This is a genomic window from Vibrio tetraodonis (genome assembly GCF_003350295.1).
Lineage (GTDB): Bacteria > Pseudomonadota > Gammaproteobacteria > Enterobacterales > Vibrionaceae > Vibrio > Vibrio tetraodonis.
Map to the genome: position 1 here is coordinate 43603 of NZ_QLYY01000015.1, position 18985 is coordinate 62587.

Below are 18985 nucleotides of genomic sequence, written 5' to 3' on the forward strand. Positions count from 1 at the left end.
TTATATCTCGATAGATAAAATCTTCGATTTACGTTGGAAATTATATAGGTTTTGCTTTTGTGAAGGTAAACATTCAACGGGCATTTCCTCAAAGCCCTGTTCACGAAACCAGTGAATACTGCGCGTGGTAAGGACAAAAATATGTTTTATTCCTCGCGTTTTAGATTGCAGCTTAATGTGTTTAAGCAATAAAATGCCTCGATTGCCATCTCTGTACTCTGGGTGAATGGCGACACAAGCCATTTCAGCCATTTTCTCATTGGTATAAGGATAGAGAGCAGCACAGCCGATAATTAAACCGTCTTTTTCAATAATGGTGAATTGGTGGATTTCTTGCTCCAGTTGTTCTCGCGATCGCCTGACAAGCACACCTTGTTGTTCAAGAGGGCGAATTAAATCCAAAATACCACCAATATCGTCGATTTGAGCCTGACGAACTTGTTCTGTGCTTGCTTTCGATATCTGGGTACCAATCCCATCGATAGAAAAGAGTTCCTGAATTAATGCGCCATCAAGCTTATAACTGATTAAGTGGCTACGAGGTACTCCAGCACGGCATGCGGTTGTTGCTGCTCTTAAAAAACGTTGTGTCCCTGAGCTATCTTCGCCTGCTTGTTCTAATTGCTCGAGGATCTGCTCTGCATCACGCGGAAACAATTCAGCAACAGCACGTCCATTGGCGTCGATTACTCCTTGTTCAGAGCAAAAACAAATCAGCTTATCTGCACCGAGTTTTATCGCAACCTGAGTTGCCACTTCTTCAGAGAGCAAATTGAACGATTCCCCTGTCACTGAGCTAGCAATTGGGCCAAGTAGAACAATGGAACCTTGTTCTAGGGCTCGGTTGATTCCCTGTGTATCTATGCGCCGAATGCGGCCGCTGTGACAGTAATCAACCCCTTCGTCGATACCTAATGGTTGCGCAGTGACAAAATTACCACTCACTACATTGAGTTGAGTGCCTGCCATCGGCGTATTGGCAAGACTCATCGACAATTGAGCGGTAATAGTCAGTTGAAGTTGACCTGATGCCTGCATAACAATATTCAGACTTTGTTGATCAGTTATTCGAATGCCTTTGTGGTATGGGCTGATATGCCTTACTTGATCCAGCATGTGATTTATCTGCGGTCTGGCTCCATGGACCACAACAATATTGACCCCTAAGCTATGAAGTAGAGCAATATCATTGATAATGTTTGAAAAGTTCTCATCTGCACCGACTTCACCACCAAGCATAATGACCATAGTTTTACCCCTATGGGCGTTTACATATGTAGCAGATTGCCGAAAGCCTTTGACCAAATCTGTGTTGCGTATTTTCATATCTTATATAGCGGTGAATTTATATGTTTTAATATTGCATTTATATTCTTTTTTGTTCAAGGTTTTTATTGCTTGAATCCTTACTGATTTTTCAAGCACACAGGTCCAGTTGTCAGAAGCGATTAAAAATCACGTTTTCTACACACATACTTGATTGCGCTTGTCGTTGGAGTTTGTCATCCTTAGTCACAGTTCAATAAGGAATTCTTCTCGTGTTTAAAAAATATCTTCCTCTTGTTGCCGCCAGTGTTTTGTTTGGTTGCGCACAGCCTACCGATCGTGCCCAGCAATACCTTGATGGTGAATTTGCAGCAACTCTTAATAAAAGTACGACGATTGCCTCCAATAAACCTAAGGACTTCACAGAGTTTGCTAAGCAATCGCAGCAAGTTATTGAAAACTCGCCTTCAATGGCAGGTTTGTATCAGCCACTATACGATCAATTAAATGAATGGGCGTTACAAAGTGGAGATCCTGCTCAACTGGCGAATTTTGGTATTCAAGCTGCTCAATTGGGTGGAGGGGATAAAAAGGGCAATGTCTTATTTACCGGGTACTTTTCTCCTGTGATGGAACTGCGCCATGAGCCCGATGATAAGTATCGCTACCCAGTGTATGCCAAACCTGATTGTGAAGCAGAATGTCCAACTCGCGCGCAAATTTATGATGGAGCATTAAATGGCTTAGGGCTGGAACTTGGTTATTCAGCCAATATGATCGATCCATTTATGATGGAAGTGCAAGGCAGTGGCTTTGTTCATTTTGAGGATGACGATACGCTGGAATACTTTGCTTATGGGGGTAAAAATAACAAAGCTTACGTCAGCATAGGTAAGGTACTGATTGAAAGAGGTCTTGTCGCTCGGAAGAAAATGTCACTGAAAGCGATTAAAGATTGGGTTATGGCCAATGATGACGAAACTGTGCGTGAGCTATTAGAGCAAAATCCATCTTATGTTTTTTTTGAGCCAAGAGCTGATGCTCCTGTTACAGGCACCGCAGGTATCCCATTGTTGCCAATGGCTTCGGTAGCTGGCGATCCTGCACTCTTTCCAATGGGAACACCAATCCTTGCTGAGGTGCCATTACTCAATGCAGATGGTAGCTGGAGTGGTGCGCATCAACTGCGTCTATTGATAGTCCTTGATACCGGGGGCGCGGTTAAGCAGAACCATTTAGATTTGTATCATGGAATGGGCCCTAGAGCAGGAACCGAAGCAGGCCATTACAAGCATTTCGGCCGTGTATGGAAGTTAGGACTCGAGAACTCGGCAACTCAGGCTCCGTGGGCACTGCCGCCAGAAAAATTAGAATAGTCATTGTTGGCTAGACTTTTTAACAAAGAGTGCGTATAAAACGCACTCTTTGCGTTTAACCCTCATTTAGCGGAACAAAACATCATGCGTGAACTTGATGCACCAGCTTCAGACAGCTACGACCAACGTTTTGGTGGAACTCGGCGCCTTTATGGCCATTCACAAGTTGAAGTTCTCCGCGCGGCACATGTGTGTGTGATCGGTATTGGTGGGGTGGGTTCATGGGCGGTTGAAGCTTTGGCTCGAACAGGTATTGGTCAATTAACATTGATTGATATGGATGACATATGTGTGACCAACGTTAATCGTCAAATTCATGCTTTGAGCGGAAATATTGGTCAAAGCAAAGTCGATGTGATGGCCGAGAGAGTCAAACTCATCAACCCTGATTGTCAGGTTAATGTAATTGATGACTTTATTACGCCTGATAACCAGCATGAGTATTTGACTAAAGACTTTGATTATGTGCTTGATGCCATCGATAGTGTGAAAGCAAAAGCGTCACTTCTGGCTTATTGCCGCAGCAACAAGATTAAAGTCATTACTACAGGTGGTGCTGGTGGGCAAGTTGACCCGACCCAAATACAAGTTGCCGATTTAACCAAAACGATTCAGGACCCTTTGGCAAAGAAAATCAAAGATACGCTGAGACGTCATCATAACTTTCCTAAAAATCCTCAACGAAAGTTTGGTATAGAATGTGTTTTTTCCACAGAGCAGTTGAAGTATCCACAGCCAGATGGCTCAGTGTGTAGCGTGAAAGCGACTGCTGAGGGACCCAAACGTATGGATTGTGCAACAGGCTTTGGGGCGGCGACAGTTGTTACTGCGACATTTGGTTTTGTTGCCGTTTCACGTATTGTTGAAAAGCTGATACAAAAATACAGCCAGTAAGTGTTAATTTTGGAGCCTGTTATGTCTTCTTTCCCCAAATCACCATTCGGTAGCGAAATAACGGTCGCGGACATAGTTGCGATAATGCAGAATTTAAAAGGCTGGGAAGAGCGTTATCGTCAAGTGATTCTGTGGGGAAAACAGCTTCCTGTCATGCCTGAATATCTTAAGTCCGAACAAGTAAAAGTCTCGGGTTGTGAAAGCCAAGTATGGTTAGTGAGCGAAAAGGTTGATGATGTTTGGCATTTCAGTGCTGATTCTGATGCTCGTATTGTCAGAGGGCTTATTGCGCTTGTTTTAACTCCTTTTGATGGCAAAACTTCGCAGCAGATCCAAAATTTTGATCTTGAGGATTACTTTGACAGTTTGGGCCTCATTTCTCACCTTAGTCCTTCTCGCGGTAATGGTCTAAAAGCTATCGTAGAGCAAATTAAGCAGATCACTCGAGAAAATTAATTTTGGTTAATTTTTAATCATAATGATATTAATGCCTTATAAAATACAGGGTCTTAGAGCCCTTGTTGTTGCTGAGTAAAGGCTGTACAATTCGCGCCCTTAAATAATGTTACGTCGTTTCGTGAGGCACCATGAGCACTGAAAAAATTAATCTACTCGATTTTGATCGTAAAGGAATGCGTAAATTTTTTGCTGAAGAACTTGGTGAAAAAGCATTTCGTGCCGATCAAGTGATGAAGTGGATCTACCATTTTGGTGTCGATAACTTCGAAAACATGAGCAACATTAATAAAAAGTTGCGTGAAAAGCTCATGCAGCGTTGCGAAATTAAAGCCCCTGTTGTGGCTGAAGCTCAGCACTCTTCTGATGGCACAATCAAATGGGCAATGAAGGTAGGCGATCAGGATGTTGAGACGGTTTATATTCCTGAAGATGATAGGGCAACATTGTGTGTCTCTTCCCAAGTGGGCTGTGCTCTTGAATGTAAATTTTGCTCAACTGCGCAGCAAGGTTTCAATCGTAACCTCAAAGTGTCTGAAATTATTGGCCAGGTTTGGCGCGCTGCACGGGAAGTCGGATTAGAAAAAGAAACGGGTCGTCGTCCAATTACAAACGTCGTCATGATGGGTATGGGCGAGCCTTTACTCAACATGAAAAACCTGATCCCTGCTCTTGAACTTATGTTGGATGATCTTGGTTTTGGCTTGTCAAAACGTCGAGTTACTGTCTCAACTTCTGGTGTTGTTTCCGGCTTGGATCAAATGACTGGCCAGATAGATGTTGCGCTTGCTATCTCACTGCATGCACCGAATGATAAGTTGCGCAGTGAAATTATGCCGATCAACGACCGTTGGGATATTGAAGATTTTCTTGCTTCAGTGCGCTGTTATATTGCTTCTTCTAATGCCAATAGAGGCAAAGTCACAGTTGAGTATGTATTGCTGGATCATGTTAATGATGACATGGATCATGCTCGCGAGCTTGCTGAGTTACTTAAAGATACACCATGTAAAATTAACCTGATTCCATTTAACCCTTATCCTGGTTCTCCGTACAAAAAGCCAAGCAATTCGCGCATTGACCGTTTTCAAAAGACGTTAATGCAGTATGAACATACGGTAACCGTGCGCAAAACACGTGGCGATGATATTGACGCGGCATGTGGTCAGTTAGTTGGAGATGTGATTGACCGAACTAAGCGTACTGCGGCTATTCGCGCTGCAAAAGGTGATACAATAGCGATTAAAGCGGTTTAAATGCGATTTTTGTCGATGGTAAACCAGAGCTCAGCTCTGGTTTTTTTTAAACTGATTGAGCTAAATAATGTCAAAATATGGAAAAACCTTGAGCTGGTTGTGAATTATACGTGTTTTCGATGTTGTTTCATCTCTGATATCTATTAGAATTAAACTTTAGTGCTTTAGAGATAATATTTCTAAGAGCTAGGTGAAGTGCTTTACACATTTTGGTGAGGGATTTTCCTCTGAATATAAGATTTTCATTAAAGACTGTGCAACTAACGAAAAATAATAAATGTGCGTTTGGCGTGGAATCCTGCAAAAAGAGACGTTTATACAATGAGTGCTGAACATACACCCCAAATGGAAGAAGAGACAAAGCTTGAAGCGGGTACCATTTTAAAGCAAAAACGGGAAGAACTTGGTTTAACCTTGGAACAGGTTGCCAGTCGATTACGTCTTCGACGTTCAATTATTGAAAATATTGAATCGAATCAGTTTGAAAGTGAGCAGGTTGCGACCTTTACTCGCGGGTATTTACGTTCTTATGCGCGTGTCGTTGGCATAGAAGAATCTGTTGTATTATGTGCTCTTGATGATAATGGAGAAGCCCAACATCAAGAGCATGAAATGCAAAGTTTTTCTCAAAAAACTAGTCAAGAGAAGCACGATAATCGAATAATGATACTGACATGGGGTATTTCTGCAATTATTGTTGGTATTTCCTGTGTCTGGTGGTGGCAAAATCAAGAAAATACGGCAGTTGAGTTGACCTCGACTACTGAACAAGAACAAAAAATAGAGAAAGAGCTGGCGGAAAAAAATGAGTTGGACTTTACTGTGGTTGAATCACAACCTTCAAGTGAAATTCAACCGCAAGAGTCAAAGCTTGTCGAGCAGCCCTTAGAAGAGGTGACCACTCAAGTTGCCTCGCAAGTGGAGCCCGAGAAAGTCGTCAAGGCAATCAAAAGCTCGAAGGAGCAAACTCCTGTAGAACAAAGCAAAGTTGAGCCAGTCGTTTCTAACACACCAGTTGAGCCAGTCGTTTCTAACACACCAGTAGAGACATCTTCTAAACCTGAAACTAATACCTTGGAAACGGCAAAAACTTCCTCGAAGGAACAAGAAAAGCAGCCCCAGCCTGAGCAAGCAGCAGCTGACATAGTCGCTAACTTACTGGAAATGTCTTTTAGTGATGACTGCTGGATTCAAGTCAAAGACTCAACTGGCAAGACGCTGGCAACTGGTATTAAAAAAGCAGGCCAAGGTATCCAGCTCAGCGGCAATCCTCCTTATAAAGTCATTTTGGGAGCGCCGGAAAATGTATCAATAACTTTATCAAGTGAACCTATTGACCTCTCTGGGTATACTTCTGGTAAAGTAGCAAGGTTCACCTTACCCTAGAAGTAACTATGCAATACCAATCTCCTATCAAACGTCGCCCGTCCACCCGTGTTTATGTGGGCGATGTACCCATCGGTGATGGCGCTCCAATCGCTGTGCAGTCGATGACAAACACAAGAACAACAGATGTTGAAGCGACTGTTGCCCAAATTAAATCTTTAGAAAATGTGGGTGCAGATATTGTACGCGTTTCGGTTCCTACCATGGAAGCGGCGGAAGCATTTAAACAAATAAAGCAGCAAGTATCTGTTCCATTAGTCGCCGATATTCACTTTGATTACCGCATTGCCTTGCAAGTTGCAGAATATGGTGTGGATTGTTTACGCATTAACCCGGGTAATATTGGTAAGGAAGACCGCATCAGAGCTGTTGTAGACTGTGCACGTGATAAAAATATTCCGATTCGAATTGGTGTCAATGGCGGCTCGTTAGAAAAAGATATCCAAATGAAATATGGAGAACCAACGCCAGAAGCATTGGTGGAGTCAGCCATGCGTCATGTGGATATTTTAGATCGTCTTAACTTTGACCAATTTAAAGTCAGTGTGAAGGCATCGGATGTTTTTCTTGCAGTCGATTCATATCGCTTGTTAGCGAAAAAAATCGATCAGCCGCTTCATCTAGGGATTACAGAAGCGGGTGGTGCTAGAGCGGGAGCAGTAAAATCTTCTGTTGGACTAGGGATGTTGTTGGCTGAAGGCATCGGCGATACGTTACGTATTTCTCTTGCAGCTGATCCTGTTGAAGAGATCAAAGTTGGATTCGATATACTTAAATCGCTGCGAATTCGCTCCAGAGGTATTAACTTTATCGCTTGCCCAAGTTGTTCTCGTCAGGAGTTCGATGTTATTAACACGGTGAATGCATTAGAAGAGCGACTTGAGGACATAATTACCCCTATGGATGTCTCCATTATTGGGTGCGTGGTTAACGGACCAGGTGAAGCAGAAGTTTCCCATCTCGGCCTTGCTGGCAGTAACAAAAAGAGTGCCTTTTACGAAGACGGTAAACGTCAAAAAGAGCGCTTTGATAACGATGATTTAGTTAATCAATTGGAAGCAAAAATTCGTGCAAAAGCTTCTGTTATGGATACACAAAATCGCATTGATGTGAAAGTCAAAGATTAATCTCAGATCACCTAAATTACGGTAAATATTGTGGTAAAAAAAATCCAAGCAATTCGAGGCATGAATGACTGCCTTCCGACCCAGTCTGCGTTGTGGCAAAAATTAGAAAACGCAGTCAAGAAAGTCGTTAGCTCTTACGGGTGTACTGAAATACGTATGCCAATTGTTGAGATGACGCATCTCTTTAGTAGAGCAATCGGTGAAGTGACCGATGTAGTTGAAAAAGAAATGTATACCTTTGATGACCGCAATGGTGACAGCCTGACTCTTCGTCCAGAAGGGACTGCGGGTTGTGTGAGAGCTTGTATTGAAAATAGTTTGATTGACCGCTCAGAACAGCGCCTTTGGTATATGGGGCCAATGTTCCGCCATGAGAGACCGCAGAAAGGGCGCTATCGTCAGTTTCACCAGTGTGGTGTGGAAATTTTTGGCTTAGACGGCCCTGATGTCGATGCTGAACTCATTATGATGACTGCCCGCTTATGGCGAGAGTTAGGTATTGATAAGCATGTACGTTTAGAACTTAACTCAATTGGCTCATTAGAAGATCGCGCAAATTACCGTACGGCTTTGGTCGCGTTTTTGGAGCAAAACATCGATGTTTTAGATGACGATTGTAAGCGCCGCATGCATACTAACCCACTTCGAGTGCTGGATAGTAAGAACTCGGCAGTACAAGCGATGTTGGCGGATGCTCCAAGACTGTCTGACTATCTAAGTGATGAATCCAAACAACACTTTTTAGGTGTGTGTGAACTTCTTGACGCAGCAGGCATCGAATACAGAGTCAATGAACGTTTGGTTCGTGGACTGGATTATTACAACCGTACCGTATTTGAATGGGTAACCGAGAATCTGGGTGCTCAAGGAACAGTATGTGCCGGTGGCCGTTATGATGGCCTTGTTGAGCAGTTAGGCGGTAAGTCGACTCCAGCCGTTGGTTTTGCTATGGGGTTAGAGCGATTGGTTCTAATGCTAGAGACACTTGAGCTTACGGATGTACGTCGTGCTGTCGATGTCTATATGGTCACTGCGGGTGAAGGAACCATGATAGCTGGTTTGAAGCTTGCTGAAGATCTTCGCGAACGTATTGATGGTCTTCGAGTGATGACCCATTTTGGCGGCGGTAATTTTAAGAAGCAGTTTAAACGGGCTGATAAAGTCGGTGCTGTGGTTGCTTTAGTTCTGGGTGAGAATGAGGTAGCAGAAGACACAGTCGTTCTCAAAGATTTACTTGGCGGCACTCAAGAGACATGCAAGCAAAGTGATGTCGCTGCTAAATTGGCAGAGCTAATTTAAATACAATTTCACATTAAAAGTGGCGGCTGATGTCGCCATTTTTTAGATTTATGAGGGCAGGAAGTGGAACTCTACGATACTGAAGAACAACAGGTTGAAGCGATTAAAGACTGGTGGAAAGAGAATGGAAAATCAGTCATTTTAGGCGCAGTCATTGGTCTGGGCGGCCTATTTGGTTGGCGCTATTATCAAGACTCAGTGACAACTGCACAAGAGACTGCTTCTGAGAGTTATACCAAAGCTGTTCAGCAGTTAACAGAGAACAATACTCAAGGTGAAGCTGCTTTACAAACTTTTATTGATGCCAATAACGACAGCCAATACGCAGTTCTAGCAGCGCTTCAACTGGCTAAAGTCCAAGTAGAAGCGGGAGAATTCGATGAGGCTTTGGCTCAACTAGAGTGGGCTAAATCGGCGACTGAAGACCAAGCTTTATCTTCTGTGATTACCTTCCGCCTTGCTCGTTTAAAGTTGGAACAAAGTGATTTTGATGCTGCTTTGGCTGAGCTTTCTTCCATTACCGATGATAGTTGGTCTGGAAGAGTGGCTGAATTAAAAGGAGATATCCTGCTTCGTAAAGGTGATTCAGAGGGCGCTTATACGGCCTATGTAGAAGCTCAGCAGGCTGAAGATGTTAGCCAGACATTACAAATGAAACTGGACGATCTGGCGAAATAAGGATCAATGCATGAAAAAAATGCTTAAGCGGGCAATCGCATCTGCAGCAATTGTCGGCATCCTCGCTGGTTGTGCTAGTGAAGAAGATACTGTCATAATGGCGCCAGTGCCCAAGGTAAATAGTGAGTTTACTCCTAAAAGCCTTTGGAGTGCCAGTATTGGTGATGGCGTTGAACACTACTTTTCTAAACTTACTCCTGAATACGCTTATGACAAGGTGTTCGTTGCCAGTCGAGAGGGCTTGGTAAAAGCACTTAACCCTGAAAATGGTCGTACTCTGTGGCAGCAAGATCTCGAGCAAGATGTACCATCTCGCTTATCGGGTGGAATTACTGCTGGTTACAGCCAAATTTTCATCGGTAGTGAAAATGGTCAAGTTATCGCGCTTGATGAAGAAACCGGTGCAGTAAACTGGCGAGTCGATGTAGAAGGGGAAGTATTAGCGGCTCCTGCAACGGATGACAACCTAGTTATGGTCCATACTACGACAGGTATGCTGATCGCCCTCGAACAATCAACTGGTGATGTAAAGTGGACGATAAGTACCGAAGTGCCGAATTTGACTTTGCGTGGCAATAGTAAGCCTGTGACTGTGTCCGGTGGTGTTTTTTGGGGTACAGCTGGTGGGCGTTTAGCCGCTGCCATTGTAGAGCGAGGTCAGTTGATTTGGCAGCAACCGATAGGCACGCCTTTAGGTGCGACAGAAATTGATCGCTTAGTGGATGTGGATGCATCACCACTTATTTTGGGTAGTACCTTATATATTGTGGGTTATAACGGCCAATTGACGGCTTTGGATTTACGCTCGGGTAAACCAGTATGGAAACGTAAGTACTCTTCATCAACTGATTTAGCGAGTGACACAAGGCGTATTTACTTAGTCACGGCCAAAGATCATCTTGTTGCTGTGGATGCAAGAAGCGGTACTGAGTTGTGGACCAATGAACAATTGGAAAACCGTCTGTTAACGGCTCCTGTTATCATAGAAAACTACTTAGTTGTGGGTGATACCGAAGGGTACTTGCACTGGTTAGATAGAGAATCTGGAGAATTTGTTGCGCAGCAGAAAATCAATAGTAGTGGCTTTGCTGTGGCACCGATTAAGGTTGATGACGGGTATCTTGTTGTGACTAGAAATGGTCAAGTAAAGAAACTAACCCTGACCAAGTGATCATGTGATACAATTCACATTCGGCTCCTTTCTGGCGACAGTTTGGAGCCGTTTGTTTGTTTTAGAGATTGGTAGATTAATGTGGTTATAGGTAACAGTCTCATTGAAGGTGTTGGCCTTGAGTTGTTACCTATAACTACATAAAGAAAAGAATATTGTAGAGGTTGTTATGGTACCTGTAGTTGCTCTAGTAGGGCGTCCAAACGTTGGTAAATCAACGTTGTTTAACCGACTAACACGTACTCGCGATGCTTTGGTTGCGGATTTCCCTGGTTTAACTCGTGACCGTAAATATGGGCAAGCCAAGCTTGGTGAACACGAATTTATTGTGATCGATACTGGTGGTATCGATGGCACTGAAGAAGGCGTGGAAACTAAGATGGCTGAGCAGTCACTAGCGGCCATTGATGAAGCTGATGTAGTGCTGTTTATGGTTGATGGTAGAGCTGGTTTAACCCCAGCTGACATTGCTATTTCAAACCATTTGCGAAAAATTGAAAAGCCATCAATGCTAGTAGTCAATAAGGTCGATGGTATCGATGCTGATGCTGCTTCGGCTGATTTTTGGCAACTCGGTGTAGAACAAATGTATCAAATTGCAGCAGCTCATGGTCGCGGTGTTGGGGCTTTGATCGACCGTGCTCTAAATCCATTTGCAGAAAAAATGGCAGAGGAAGTAAACGGGGAAATCGAGGATCTGACTGACTTTATCGACGAAGATGAAGAGAAGCTGGATTATACCGAAGAAGAAGCAGAAGAAGAGTTTAAACGCCTTCAAGATCAGCCCATAAAGTTAGCGATTATTGGCCGCCCCAATGTAGGTAAGTCGACTCTTACTAACCGTATTTTGGGTGAAGAACGTGTGGTTGTTTACGATATGCCGGGAACGACTCGTGATTCGATTTATATCCCTATGGAGCGTGATGATCGTGAATACGTTTTAATTGACACGGCAGGTGTTCGTCGTCGCAAACGTATCAATGAAACGGTGGAAAAATTCTCTGTGGTTAAAACCCTGAAAGCCGTTGAAGATGCGAACGTCGTTTTATTAATTATCGATGCGCGTGAAAACATCTCTGACCAAGACTTAAGTTTATTGGGCTTTGCGTTAAATGCCGGGCGCTCAATCGTTATCGCGGTAAACAAATGGGATGGCTTAGAATCGGATGTGAAAGAGCATGTGAAAAAAGAGCTTGATCGCCGTTTAGGTTTTGTTGATTTTGCGCGTATTCATTTTATTTCTGCACTTCATGGTACGGGCGTTGGGCATTTATTTGAGTCGGTTCAAGAAGCCTACAAATCAGCAACGACACGTGTCGGAACTTCAGTATTGACGCGTATCATGAAGATGGCGACTGAAGATCATCAGCCGCCTTTAGTTCGTGGCCGTCGAGTAAAACTTAAGTATGCCCACGCAGGCGGATACAACCCACCGATAGTTGTGATTCATGGTAACCAAGTGAACGAGCTTCCAGACTCTTACAAACGTTATCTGATGAATTATTACCGTAAGTCACTCGAGATCATGGGTACGCCAATTCGCATCCAGTTCCAAAGCAGTGAAAACCCTTTCGAGGGTAAATCGAATAAGATGACATTATCTCAAGAGCGTAAACGCAAACGCCTAGTGGGCATGATGAAAAATCGAAAGAAATAGTGAGAAGCGCCTAATACAAGAGGCGCTTTTTTTATTTAGGAGACCCTATGTCAGTCACACCCACAGTCATTCACTTTTGCCATGATATTTGGAGTTTGAGCTCAGCGGTTCAGATGATAGAAAGTGATGAAAACTATTGCTATGTCGTAACCCAAGCAACGCCTTTCCATCCAGTTAGCCATATTTGGCCTGATCACCCAGCAGACAGAGGGTGGTTAGAAGAATATCCGGTTGTTGATTGTCTTGTTGGAGCGGTTGATTCATTGAGCGGAGAATTATTTGTAGGCACTGAGATACCTGTACGACGTGACGAAGATGGTTGGAGTTTTGTTGTGGTTCATTGCTTGGAGAAGAAAAAGGTGGATTTATCCATAGGTCAGCCAGTGTCGTTAAAGGTGGATAAAGCGTATCAGCAAGCGCTTAGCCGCGGACACAGTGCGGGTCATCTTGCCTCTCTTGCTCTTAATAAAGCTCTCGCTGTGCAAAGATATTGGCGTAAAGATGCAGAACGTAAAGATACTCATGGATATTGTGATTTTAATAGTTACGCTCAGCAGTCAAGTTTTGTTACACCAGAGCAGTGCCATGATACGTATCGTTTGGGCAAGACGTTACGTAAAAGAGGGCTAAATAGTGCAGAGCTTCTCGACAATCTTAAAGATATTGAAGCAGCAGTAAACCACCAAATAGCACAATGGCTAAATTTTAAGGCTGATATCAGCATGAAATGCTGTGGTGACACTTTGACAGACTCTCGTTATTGGCAATGCGATCTAGGTGAGAGTAGTATTGCCGAGATACCTTGTGGAGGAACACATGTGCGAAACTTGCAGGAATATAAGCAGATTCAAGTGTCTTTAACCCAGGTAGACGAACAAAATATTGAAATGCTCACACACGTAACTTCCACTTAGTAATTATTAGATCATTTTTTAATATTCTAATAATAGCCATTTAAATATTAAATTTTGGTTTTTTATTCTATTTTAAATCCAAAAACAGGATATGTAACTTATGCTTTCGGTGTGTGGTGATATAAATATTCTTTTATGGCCAGATCGCTGATCAAAATGGATTTAGCCTACGATCGGATAAGGATCCTGTCCTTGCGTGATATGGATCATTCGGTAGATTAATCTTTGAGGTTAAGATGGACAATGGTGATTAGACAAGATTAAAGGTGTATCTATGATTCAATGTCCTGATTGTGATGTTGAGCTAAAATGGAAGGGGAAATATCACTGTGAGCAGTGTCAAATGGAGTTTGACAAACAGGCATATTGCCCAGATTGCCAATCTCAGCTTGAAAAGCTTTTGGCTTGCGGTGCAAGTAATTATTTTTGCAACCAGTGTAACGAGCTAAAGTCCAAATCTAAAGTGCGGTTCGTACTCGTTAAGACATAATGTTTATGAGACTGTCGATCGAATCTCACCATCATTGAGGCGAGTCACTAGGATATCACCTGATCTTACATCCTCTGAACTTGTAATAATTCGGCCAGATTCTGTTTGGCTGATAGAGTAACCGCGTTTTAGTGTTGCTAAAGGACTAACCGTATCGAGCTTTTCGCCCGCTAGTGAGAGTTGATGACGAGCTTTGAGAAGATTTTTATCCATTGAGGCGATAAGCTTGTGTTCGAGCCTTTCCAATGCTGATCTTTGCTCTTGAATATAGTGACTTGGCGTATGTAGTTGCAGTTTATACTGCTGACGTTCAATATGTTGGCTCTGCGCCGCTAAATTACTCTGCATTGCTCTAGTTAAGCGCATCGAGAGTTCATCAAGTCGCTGGCTTTGCTGCTGAAGCTGATAGGTTGGATGCTGTCTTTCTAATCTGTGCTGCAGCCCAGTGATAACTTGCTTATTCCTAGTTAAGTAATGACCAAACCTTGCTTGTAACTTATTGATCAAGTTATTGAGTGTTTGTGACTTATGACTATTATCACGGCTAACCAATTCGGCTGCAGCTGAAGGGGTCGGTGCGCGTAAATCGGCAACAAAATCACTGATGGTGACATCTACTTCGTGACCAACCGCACTTATGATTGGAATTTGACTTGCTGCTATGGTGCGGGCGACAATTTCATTGTTAAAGCACCACAAGTCTTCAAGAGACCCGCCTCCACGACCTAAGATTAATACGTCACATTCATTGCGGCTGTTAGCGCATCCGATAGCTTGAGCTATTTGAATCGATGCCTCTTCACCTTGAACCATAGTTGGGTAAATCACCACTTCTAAGGATGGATCACGGCGTTTCAGTACATCAAGAATGTCATACAGTGCTGCCCCTGTCTTTGAGGTAATGATGCCGACACGTTTAGGATGCTCTGGTAGCGTTAGTTTACTGCTTTGAGCAAAAAGCCCTTCAGCGGCTAACAAGAGTTTCAGTTTTTCAAACTCTTGTTGCAGACGCCCATCGCCTTCAGGCTGCATACTTTCAATGATTAATTGATAATCGCCGCGAGGTTCATAAAGTGATAAGCGCGCTTTAACAAGTACCTGCTGACCATTTTGAGGTTTAAAAGTCACGCGCCGATTGTTACCGCGAAACATTGCACATTTAACTTGTGCGCGAGAGTCTTTAAGAGTGAGGTACCAATGGCCGGAAACTGGGGCAGAGAAGTTTGATATTTCGCCCACTAGCCAGACTATGCCCATTTCATTTTCGAGCAAAAGTCGAACTTCAGCATTTAAGCGTGAGACGGTGAATATATTTTGGTTAGTCAGAGAGGACACTGGAAGTCTCATAGACGTGAGTATGGAGATTAGCGGCAATATAATACATATCAAGGGGGATAATGCAAGAAAAAAATAAAAAAATTTGTAGTAAATCGATTGCGTTAGCCGTATAATCCGTCCGCAATATCTAATCCAAATGTAGTAAAGTTTTATCACTACACTGCACTCATTACGCGAAACGATGAGGTTGGATTGTCCTTTTACTCCTTTTATTGTGAGATATTGCAAATGCTAAGAATTGCCAAAGAAGCGCTGACATTCGACGATGTATTGCTAGTGCCAGCACACTCCACCGTTCTCCCAAACACAGCTGATCTTCGCACTCGGCTGACCAAAAATATTACTCTGAATATCCCAATGATCTCGGCCTCCATGGATACGGTCACTGAGGCGCGTTTAGCTATTGCGCTTGCTCAAGAGGGCGGTATTGGATTTATTCATAAAAACATGTCCATAGAGCAGCAAGCTCAGATGGTTCATCAAGTGAAGATCTTTGAAGCGGGCGTGGTGTCTCACCCGGTAACCGTTAACCCAGACGCAACCATTGCTGATGTTATCGCACTGACAGAAAAACACGGCTTTGCTGGCTTCCCAGTGGTAACAGACACTAATGAATTGGTTGGTATCATTACTGGTCGAGATGTTAGGTTTGTAACTGATTTATCTAAAAAAGTTGAAGCGGTTATGACGCCAAAAGAGCGCCTTGCTTCAGTAAGAGAAGGTGCCACTCGCGAAGAAGTGCAAGAGAAAATGCACGAAGCGCGCGTTGAAAAAGTACTAGTTGTTAACCGTGATTTCCAACTTACTGGGATGATCACTGCTAAAGATTTCCACAAAGCAGAACGTAAACCAAACGCATGTAAAGATGACCAAGGTCGTTTGCGTGTTGGTGCCGCTGTGGGCGCAGGTCCAGGTAATGAAGAGCGTGTTGCTGCATTGGTTGAAGCTGGGGTCGATGTTTTATTAATTGACTCGTCTCACGGCCACTCTGAAGGTGTACTTAATCGTATTCGAGAAACTCGAACGGCTTATCCTGACCTCGATATTATTGGTGGTAACGTTGCTACTGGCGCTGGCGCACTGGCGCTTATCGAAGCAGGGGTAAGTGCTGTTAAAGTAGGCATTGGTCCAGGCTCTATTTGTACAACGCGTATTGTAACTGGTGTAGGTGTTCCTCAAGTTACAGCGATTGCGGATGCTGCAGAAGTAGCAAATGAATACGGAATTCCTGTGATTGCCGATGGCGGTATTCGTTTTTCTGGTGATATCTGTAAAGCGATTGTGGCTGGCGCGTCATGTGTCATGGTCGGTTCTATGTTTGCGGGCACAGAAGAAGCACCTGGCGAGGTTATTCTCTACAATGGTCGCTCCTACAAGGCATATCGTGGAATGGGCTCTTTGGGTGCTATGTCTCAAGGGTCTTCGGATCGTTACTTCCAGTCGGATAATGCAGCCGATAAGCTTGTGCCTGAAGGTATCGAAGGCAGAATCGCTTATAAAGGTCGTTTGAAAGAAATTGTTCACCAACAAATGGGTGGATTACGTTCAAGCATGGGCTTAACAGGCAGCGCGACGGTTGAAGATATGCGCACTAAAGCTGAGTTCGTGCGTATCTCAGGTGCGGGAATGAAAGAGTCCCACGTGCACGATGTGCAAATTACTAAAGAAGCACCAAACTACCGTTTAGGATAATAGTTGCTGATTGGCCGTTTGAAAAATGATCAGAAAGTTGTAGTGGCGATAGTAACCACGATTGCTTTTCAAATCTTCAAGTTGCCAAAACACAAGTAACACAACCTAAAATGTTAGCCCCAGCTTAACGAATCAATTAAGAGGCGAGTATGCTCGCCTCAGTTTTAATATAAAGCTTATAAGACTGTTCAAAATGACTAAAAATATCCATGACCAACGAATTCTGATCTTGGACTTCGGTTCCCAGTACACCCAACTTGTTGCTCGCCGCGTTCGTGAAATAGGCGTTTATTGTGAGCTGTGGAGCTGGGATGTTGATGAAGCCGATATTCGTGAATTTAACCCAGATGGTATTATTCTTTCTGGTGGCCCAGAGAGCGTGACCGAAGACAACTCACCCCGTGCTCCTCAATATGTGTTTGATTCTGGTGTACCTGTGCTTGGCGTTTGTTATGGCATGCAAACCATGGCCGAGCAGTTGGGCGGTAAGGTTTCTACATCTGATGAACGTGAATTTGGTTATGCTGCTGTAGAAGTCTCTGGAGAGTCCTCAATCTTTAAAGATCTTGAAGCAACTCAAGATGTTTGGATGAGCCATGGCGATAAAGTGGTCGAAATCCCAGAGGGTTTCGTTAAGGTAGGTGAGACTGAAACCTGTCCTTACGCTGCGATGGCCAATGAAGAGAAAAAATACTTTGGTGTTCAATTTCACCCAGAAGTAACCCACACCAAAAATGGGCTACAAATGCTGGAAAACTTTGTGCTTGGCGTTTGTGGTTGTGAGCGTCTTTGGACTTCAGAATCGATCATTGAAGATGCCGTTGCACGCATTAAAGAGCAAGTAGGCAGTGACGAGGTTATTCTTGGTCTGTCTGGTGGCGTTGATTCGTCTGTTGTCGCTATGCTAGTGCACCGTGCCATCGGCGATAAGTTAACCTGTGTATTTGTTGATAATGGCCTACTGAGATTGAATGAAGGCCAACAAGTCATGGACATGTTTGGCGATAAGTTTGGCCTTAACATCATAAAAGTGGATGCAGAGGAGCGCTTTTTGTCCGCACTTGAGGGTAAAGCTGATCCTGAAGATAAGCGCAAGACCATAGGTCATGTGTTTGTTGATGTCTTTGATGAGGAATCGAAGAAGCTTAAGAATGCGAAATGGTTAGCACAAGGTACCATCTATCCGGATGTGATTGAATCTGCTGCGTCTAAGACAGGTAAAGCGCATGTAATTAAATCCCACCACAACGTGGGTGGTTTACCCGATGATATGGAAATGGGACTTGTCGAGCCACTTCGCGAGCTATTTAAAGATGAAGTGCGTAAGATAGGTTTAGAACTTGGCCTTCCATATGACATGCTTTATCGTCATCCTTTCCCAGGTCCCGGCCTTGGCGTTCGAGTACTGGGTGAAGTGAAAAAAGAATACTGCGATTTGCTTCGTCGAGCAGATGCTATTTTCATTGAAGAGCTTCACGCAGCAGATTTGTATCATAAGGTATCTCAAGCCTTTACCGTATTTCTACCTGTTCGCTCTGTCGGTGTGATGGGCGATGGTCGTAAGTACGACTGGGTTGTTTCACTGCGAGCGGTAGAAACTATCGACTTTATGACCGCACATTGGGCCCACCTACCATACGATTTCTTGGGTAAAGTCTCTAATCGTATTATCAACGAAATTGATGGTATTTCTCGCGTGGTTTACGATATCTCTGGCAAACCACCAGCGACGATTGAATGGGAATAACGCCAGATAATTTGTTTTTCAAAGCCAGCATTAAGCTGGCTTTCTTGTCTTTGAGCTAATTTTACTCGTCTCATTAGCTCTAGAGTATTTTTGAAGCCATATTGCATTTTTTATGGCCTCAGCTCTTTTTTGCTCTTTATAACTCCAAAGTCACTCGCAACTTAAGGTTTGCTTAATGCTAGTGCAATGAATATTTGTTTGGCCTTCTCTAATCTTTTCTTGCCCTCAATGACAAGGA

16 protein-coding genes are annotated in these 18985 nt (G+C 43.5%); 14 read left to right on the forward strand and 2 right to left on the reverse strand.

The window, feature by feature from the left end; genetic code table 11:
* The gene (argA, locus tag DPF90_RS11435; RefSeq protein ID WP_114786476.1) at window positions 1–1326 is read right to left on the reverse strand and encodes an amino-acid N-acetyltransferase; all 1326 of its coding nucleotides are present in this window, start codon (window positions 1324–1326) and stop codon (window positions 1–3) included.
* Between the two features lie 212 nt (window positions 1327–1538).
* On the opposite strand from argA, the gene mltA reads away from it, so the two are divergent.
* The 12 genes from mltA to DPF90_RS11495 all read left to right on the forward strand — a co-directional run bounded on the left by mltA (window position 1539) and on the right by DPF90_RS11495 (window position 13970).
* Complete coding sequence (mltA, locus tag DPF90_RS11440; RefSeq protein ID WP_114786477.1) at window positions 1539–2642, forward strand: murein transglycosylase A; 1104 nt, start codon at window positions 1539–1541, stop codon at window positions 2640–2642.
* Window positions 2643–2726: 84 nt separating this feature from the next.
* On the forward strand, window positions 2727–3536 hold the full coding sequence (gene tcdA, locus DPF90_RS11445) for a tRNA cyclic N6-threonylcarbamoyladenosine(37) synthase TcdA (RefSeq protein WP_114786478.1): 810 nt from the start codon (window positions 2727–2729) through the stop codon (window positions 3534–3536).
* 21 nt (window positions 3537–3557) lie between these two features.
* Complete coding sequence (gene csdE, locus DPF90_RS11450; protein WP_114786479.1) at window positions 3558–3992, forward strand: cysteine desulfurase sulfur acceptor subunit CsdE; 435 nt, start codon at window positions 3558–3560, stop codon at window positions 3990–3992.
* Window positions 3993–4123: 131 nt separating this feature from the next.
* Window positions 4124–5248: a dual-specificity RNA methyltransferase RlmN gene (gene rlmN, locus DPF90_RS11455; protein WP_114786480.1), complete on the forward strand. Its 1125-nt coding sequence runs from the start codon at window positions 4124–4126 to the stop codon at window positions 5246–5248.
* Between the two features lie 321 nt (window positions 5249–5569).
* Window positions 5570–6634 (forward strand): cytoskeleton protein RodZ, encoded by a 1065-nt coding sequence (rodZ, locus tag DPF90_RS11460; protein WP_114786481.1) that lies wholly within the window; start codon window positions 5570–5572, stop codon window positions 6632–6634.
* Between the two features lie 8 nt (window positions 6635–6642).
* Window positions 6643–7761 carry a flavodoxin-dependent (E)-4-hydroxy-3-methylbut-2-enyl-diphosphate synthase gene (ispG, locus tag DPF90_RS11465; RefSeq protein WP_114786482.1) on the forward strand — a complete coding sequence of 373 codons (1119 nt, stop codon included), beginning with the start codon at window positions 6643–6645 and terminating at the stop codon, window positions 7759–7761.
* Between the two features lie 30 nt (window positions 7762–7791).
* Entirely contained in the window at window positions 7792–9060 is a 1269-nt protein-coding gene (gene hisS / locus DPF90_RS11470; RefSeq protein ID WP_114786483.1) for a histidine--tRNA ligase, read from the forward strand.
* 63 nt (window positions 9061–9123) lie between these two features.
* A complete protein-coding gene (locus tag DPF90_RS11475) occupies window positions 9124–9738 on the forward strand; it encodes a YfgM family protein (RefSeq protein ID WP_114786484.1) in 615 nt (204 codons plus the stop codon).
* 10 nt (window positions 9739–9748) lie between these two features.
* Entirely contained in the window at window positions 9749–10909 is a 1161-nt protein-coding gene (bamB, locus tag DPF90_RS11480; protein ID WP_114786485.1) for an outer membrane protein assembly factor BamB, read from the forward strand.
* Between the two features lie 169 nt (window positions 10910–11078).
* Complete coding sequence (gene der, locus DPF90_RS11485; protein ID WP_114786486.1) at window positions 11079–12566, forward strand: ribosome biogenesis GTPase Der; 1488 nt, start codon at window positions 11079–11081, stop codon at window positions 12564–12566.
* 47 nt (window positions 12567–12613) lie between these two features.
* Window positions 12614–13480 (forward strand): alanyl-tRNA editing protein, encoded by an 867-nt coding sequence (locus DPF90_RS11490; protein WP_114786487.1) that lies wholly within the window; start codon window positions 12614–12616, stop codon window positions 13478–13480.
* 274 nt (window positions 13481–13754) lie between these two features.
* Window positions 13755–13970 carry a zinc ribbon domain-containing protein gene (locus DPF90_RS11495; RefSeq protein ID WP_114786488.1) on the forward strand — a complete coding sequence of 72 codons (216 nt, stop codon included), beginning with the start codon at window positions 13755–13757 and terminating at the stop codon, window positions 13968–13970.
* 3 nt (window positions 13971–13973) lie between these two features.
* Here the strand turns inward: DPF90_RS11495 and xseA are convergent, their stop codons facing one another.
* The gene (xseA, locus tag DPF90_RS11500) at window positions 13974–15317 is read right to left on the reverse strand and encodes an exodeoxyribonuclease VII large subunit (protein WP_420855754.1); all 1344 of its coding nucleotides are present in this window, start codon (window positions 15315–15317) and stop codon (window positions 13974–13976) included.
* 219 nt (window positions 15318–15536) lie between these two features.
* Between xseA and guaB the strand changes: the two genes are divergently transcribed.
* Together guaB and guaA are read left to right on the forward strand one after the other, a co-directional pair.
* Complete coding sequence (gene guaB / locus DPF90_RS11505; RefSeq protein WP_114786490.1) at window positions 15537–17000, forward strand: IMP dehydrogenase; 1464 nt, start codon at window positions 15537–15539, stop codon at window positions 16998–17000.
* A gap of 193 nt (window positions 17001–17193) precedes the next feature.
* Window positions 17194–18747 carry a glutamine-hydrolyzing GMP synthase gene (guaA, locus tag DPF90_RS11510; RefSeq protein ID WP_114786491.1) on the forward strand — a complete coding sequence of 518 codons (1554 nt, stop codon included), beginning with the start codon at window positions 17194–17196 and terminating at the stop codon, window positions 18745–18747.
* The last annotated feature ends 238 nt before the right edge of the window (window positions 18748–18985 follow it).

What these genes read in the sequence shown, in the direction of transcription:
- argA (WP_114786476.1), bottom strand. Translation starts at nt 1,326, where the DNA reads ATGAAAATACGCAACACAGATTTGGTCAAAGGCTTTCGGCAATCTGCT.
- tcdA (WP_114786478.1), top strand. Translation starts at nt 2,727, where the DNA reads ATGCGTGAACTTGATGCACCAGCTTCAGACAGCTACGACCAACGTTTT.
- csdE (WP_114786479.1), top strand. Translation starts at nt 3,558, where the DNA reads ATGTCTTCTTTCCCCAAATCACCATTCGGTAGCGAAATAACGGTCGCG.
- rlmN (WP_114786480.1), top strand. Translation starts at nt 4,124, where the DNA reads ATGAGCACTGAAAAAATTAATCTACTCGATTTTGATCGTAAAGGAATG.
- rodZ (WP_114786481.1), top strand. Translation starts at nt 5,570, where the DNA reads ATGAGTGCTGAACATACACCCCAAATGGAAGAAGAGACAAAGCTTGAA.
- ispG (WP_114786482.1), top strand. Translation starts at nt 6,643, where the DNA reads ATGCAATACCAATCTCCTATCAAACGTCGCCCGTCCACCCGTGTTTAT.
- bamB (WP_114786485.1), top strand. Translation starts at nt 9,749, where the DNA reads ATGAAAAAAATGCTTAAGCGGGCAATCGCATCTGCAGCAATTGTCGGC.
- der (WP_114786486.1), top strand. Translation starts at nt 11,079, where the DNA reads ATGGTACCTGTAGTTGCTCTAGTAGGGCGTCCAAACGTTGGTAAATCA.
- DPF90_RS11490 (WP_114786487.1), top strand. Translation starts at nt 12,614, where the DNA reads ATGTCAGTCACACCCACAGTCATTCACTTTTGCCATGATATTTGGAGT.
- DPF90_RS11495 (WP_114786488.1), top strand. Translation starts at nt 13,755, where the DNA reads ATGATTCAATGTCCTGATTGTGATGTTGAGCTAAAATGGAAGGGGAAA.
- xseA (WP_420855754.1), bottom strand. Translation starts at nt 15,317, where the DNA reads ATGAGACTTCCAGTGTCCTCTCTGACTAACCAAAATATATTCACCGTC.
- guaB (WP_114786490.1), top strand. Translation starts at nt 15,537, where the DNA reads ATGCTAAGAATTGCCAAAGAAGCGCTGACATTCGACGATGTATTGCTA.
- guaA (WP_114786491.1), top strand. Translation starts at nt 17,194, where the DNA reads ATGACTAAAAATATCCATGACCAACGAATTCTGATCTTGGACTTCGGT.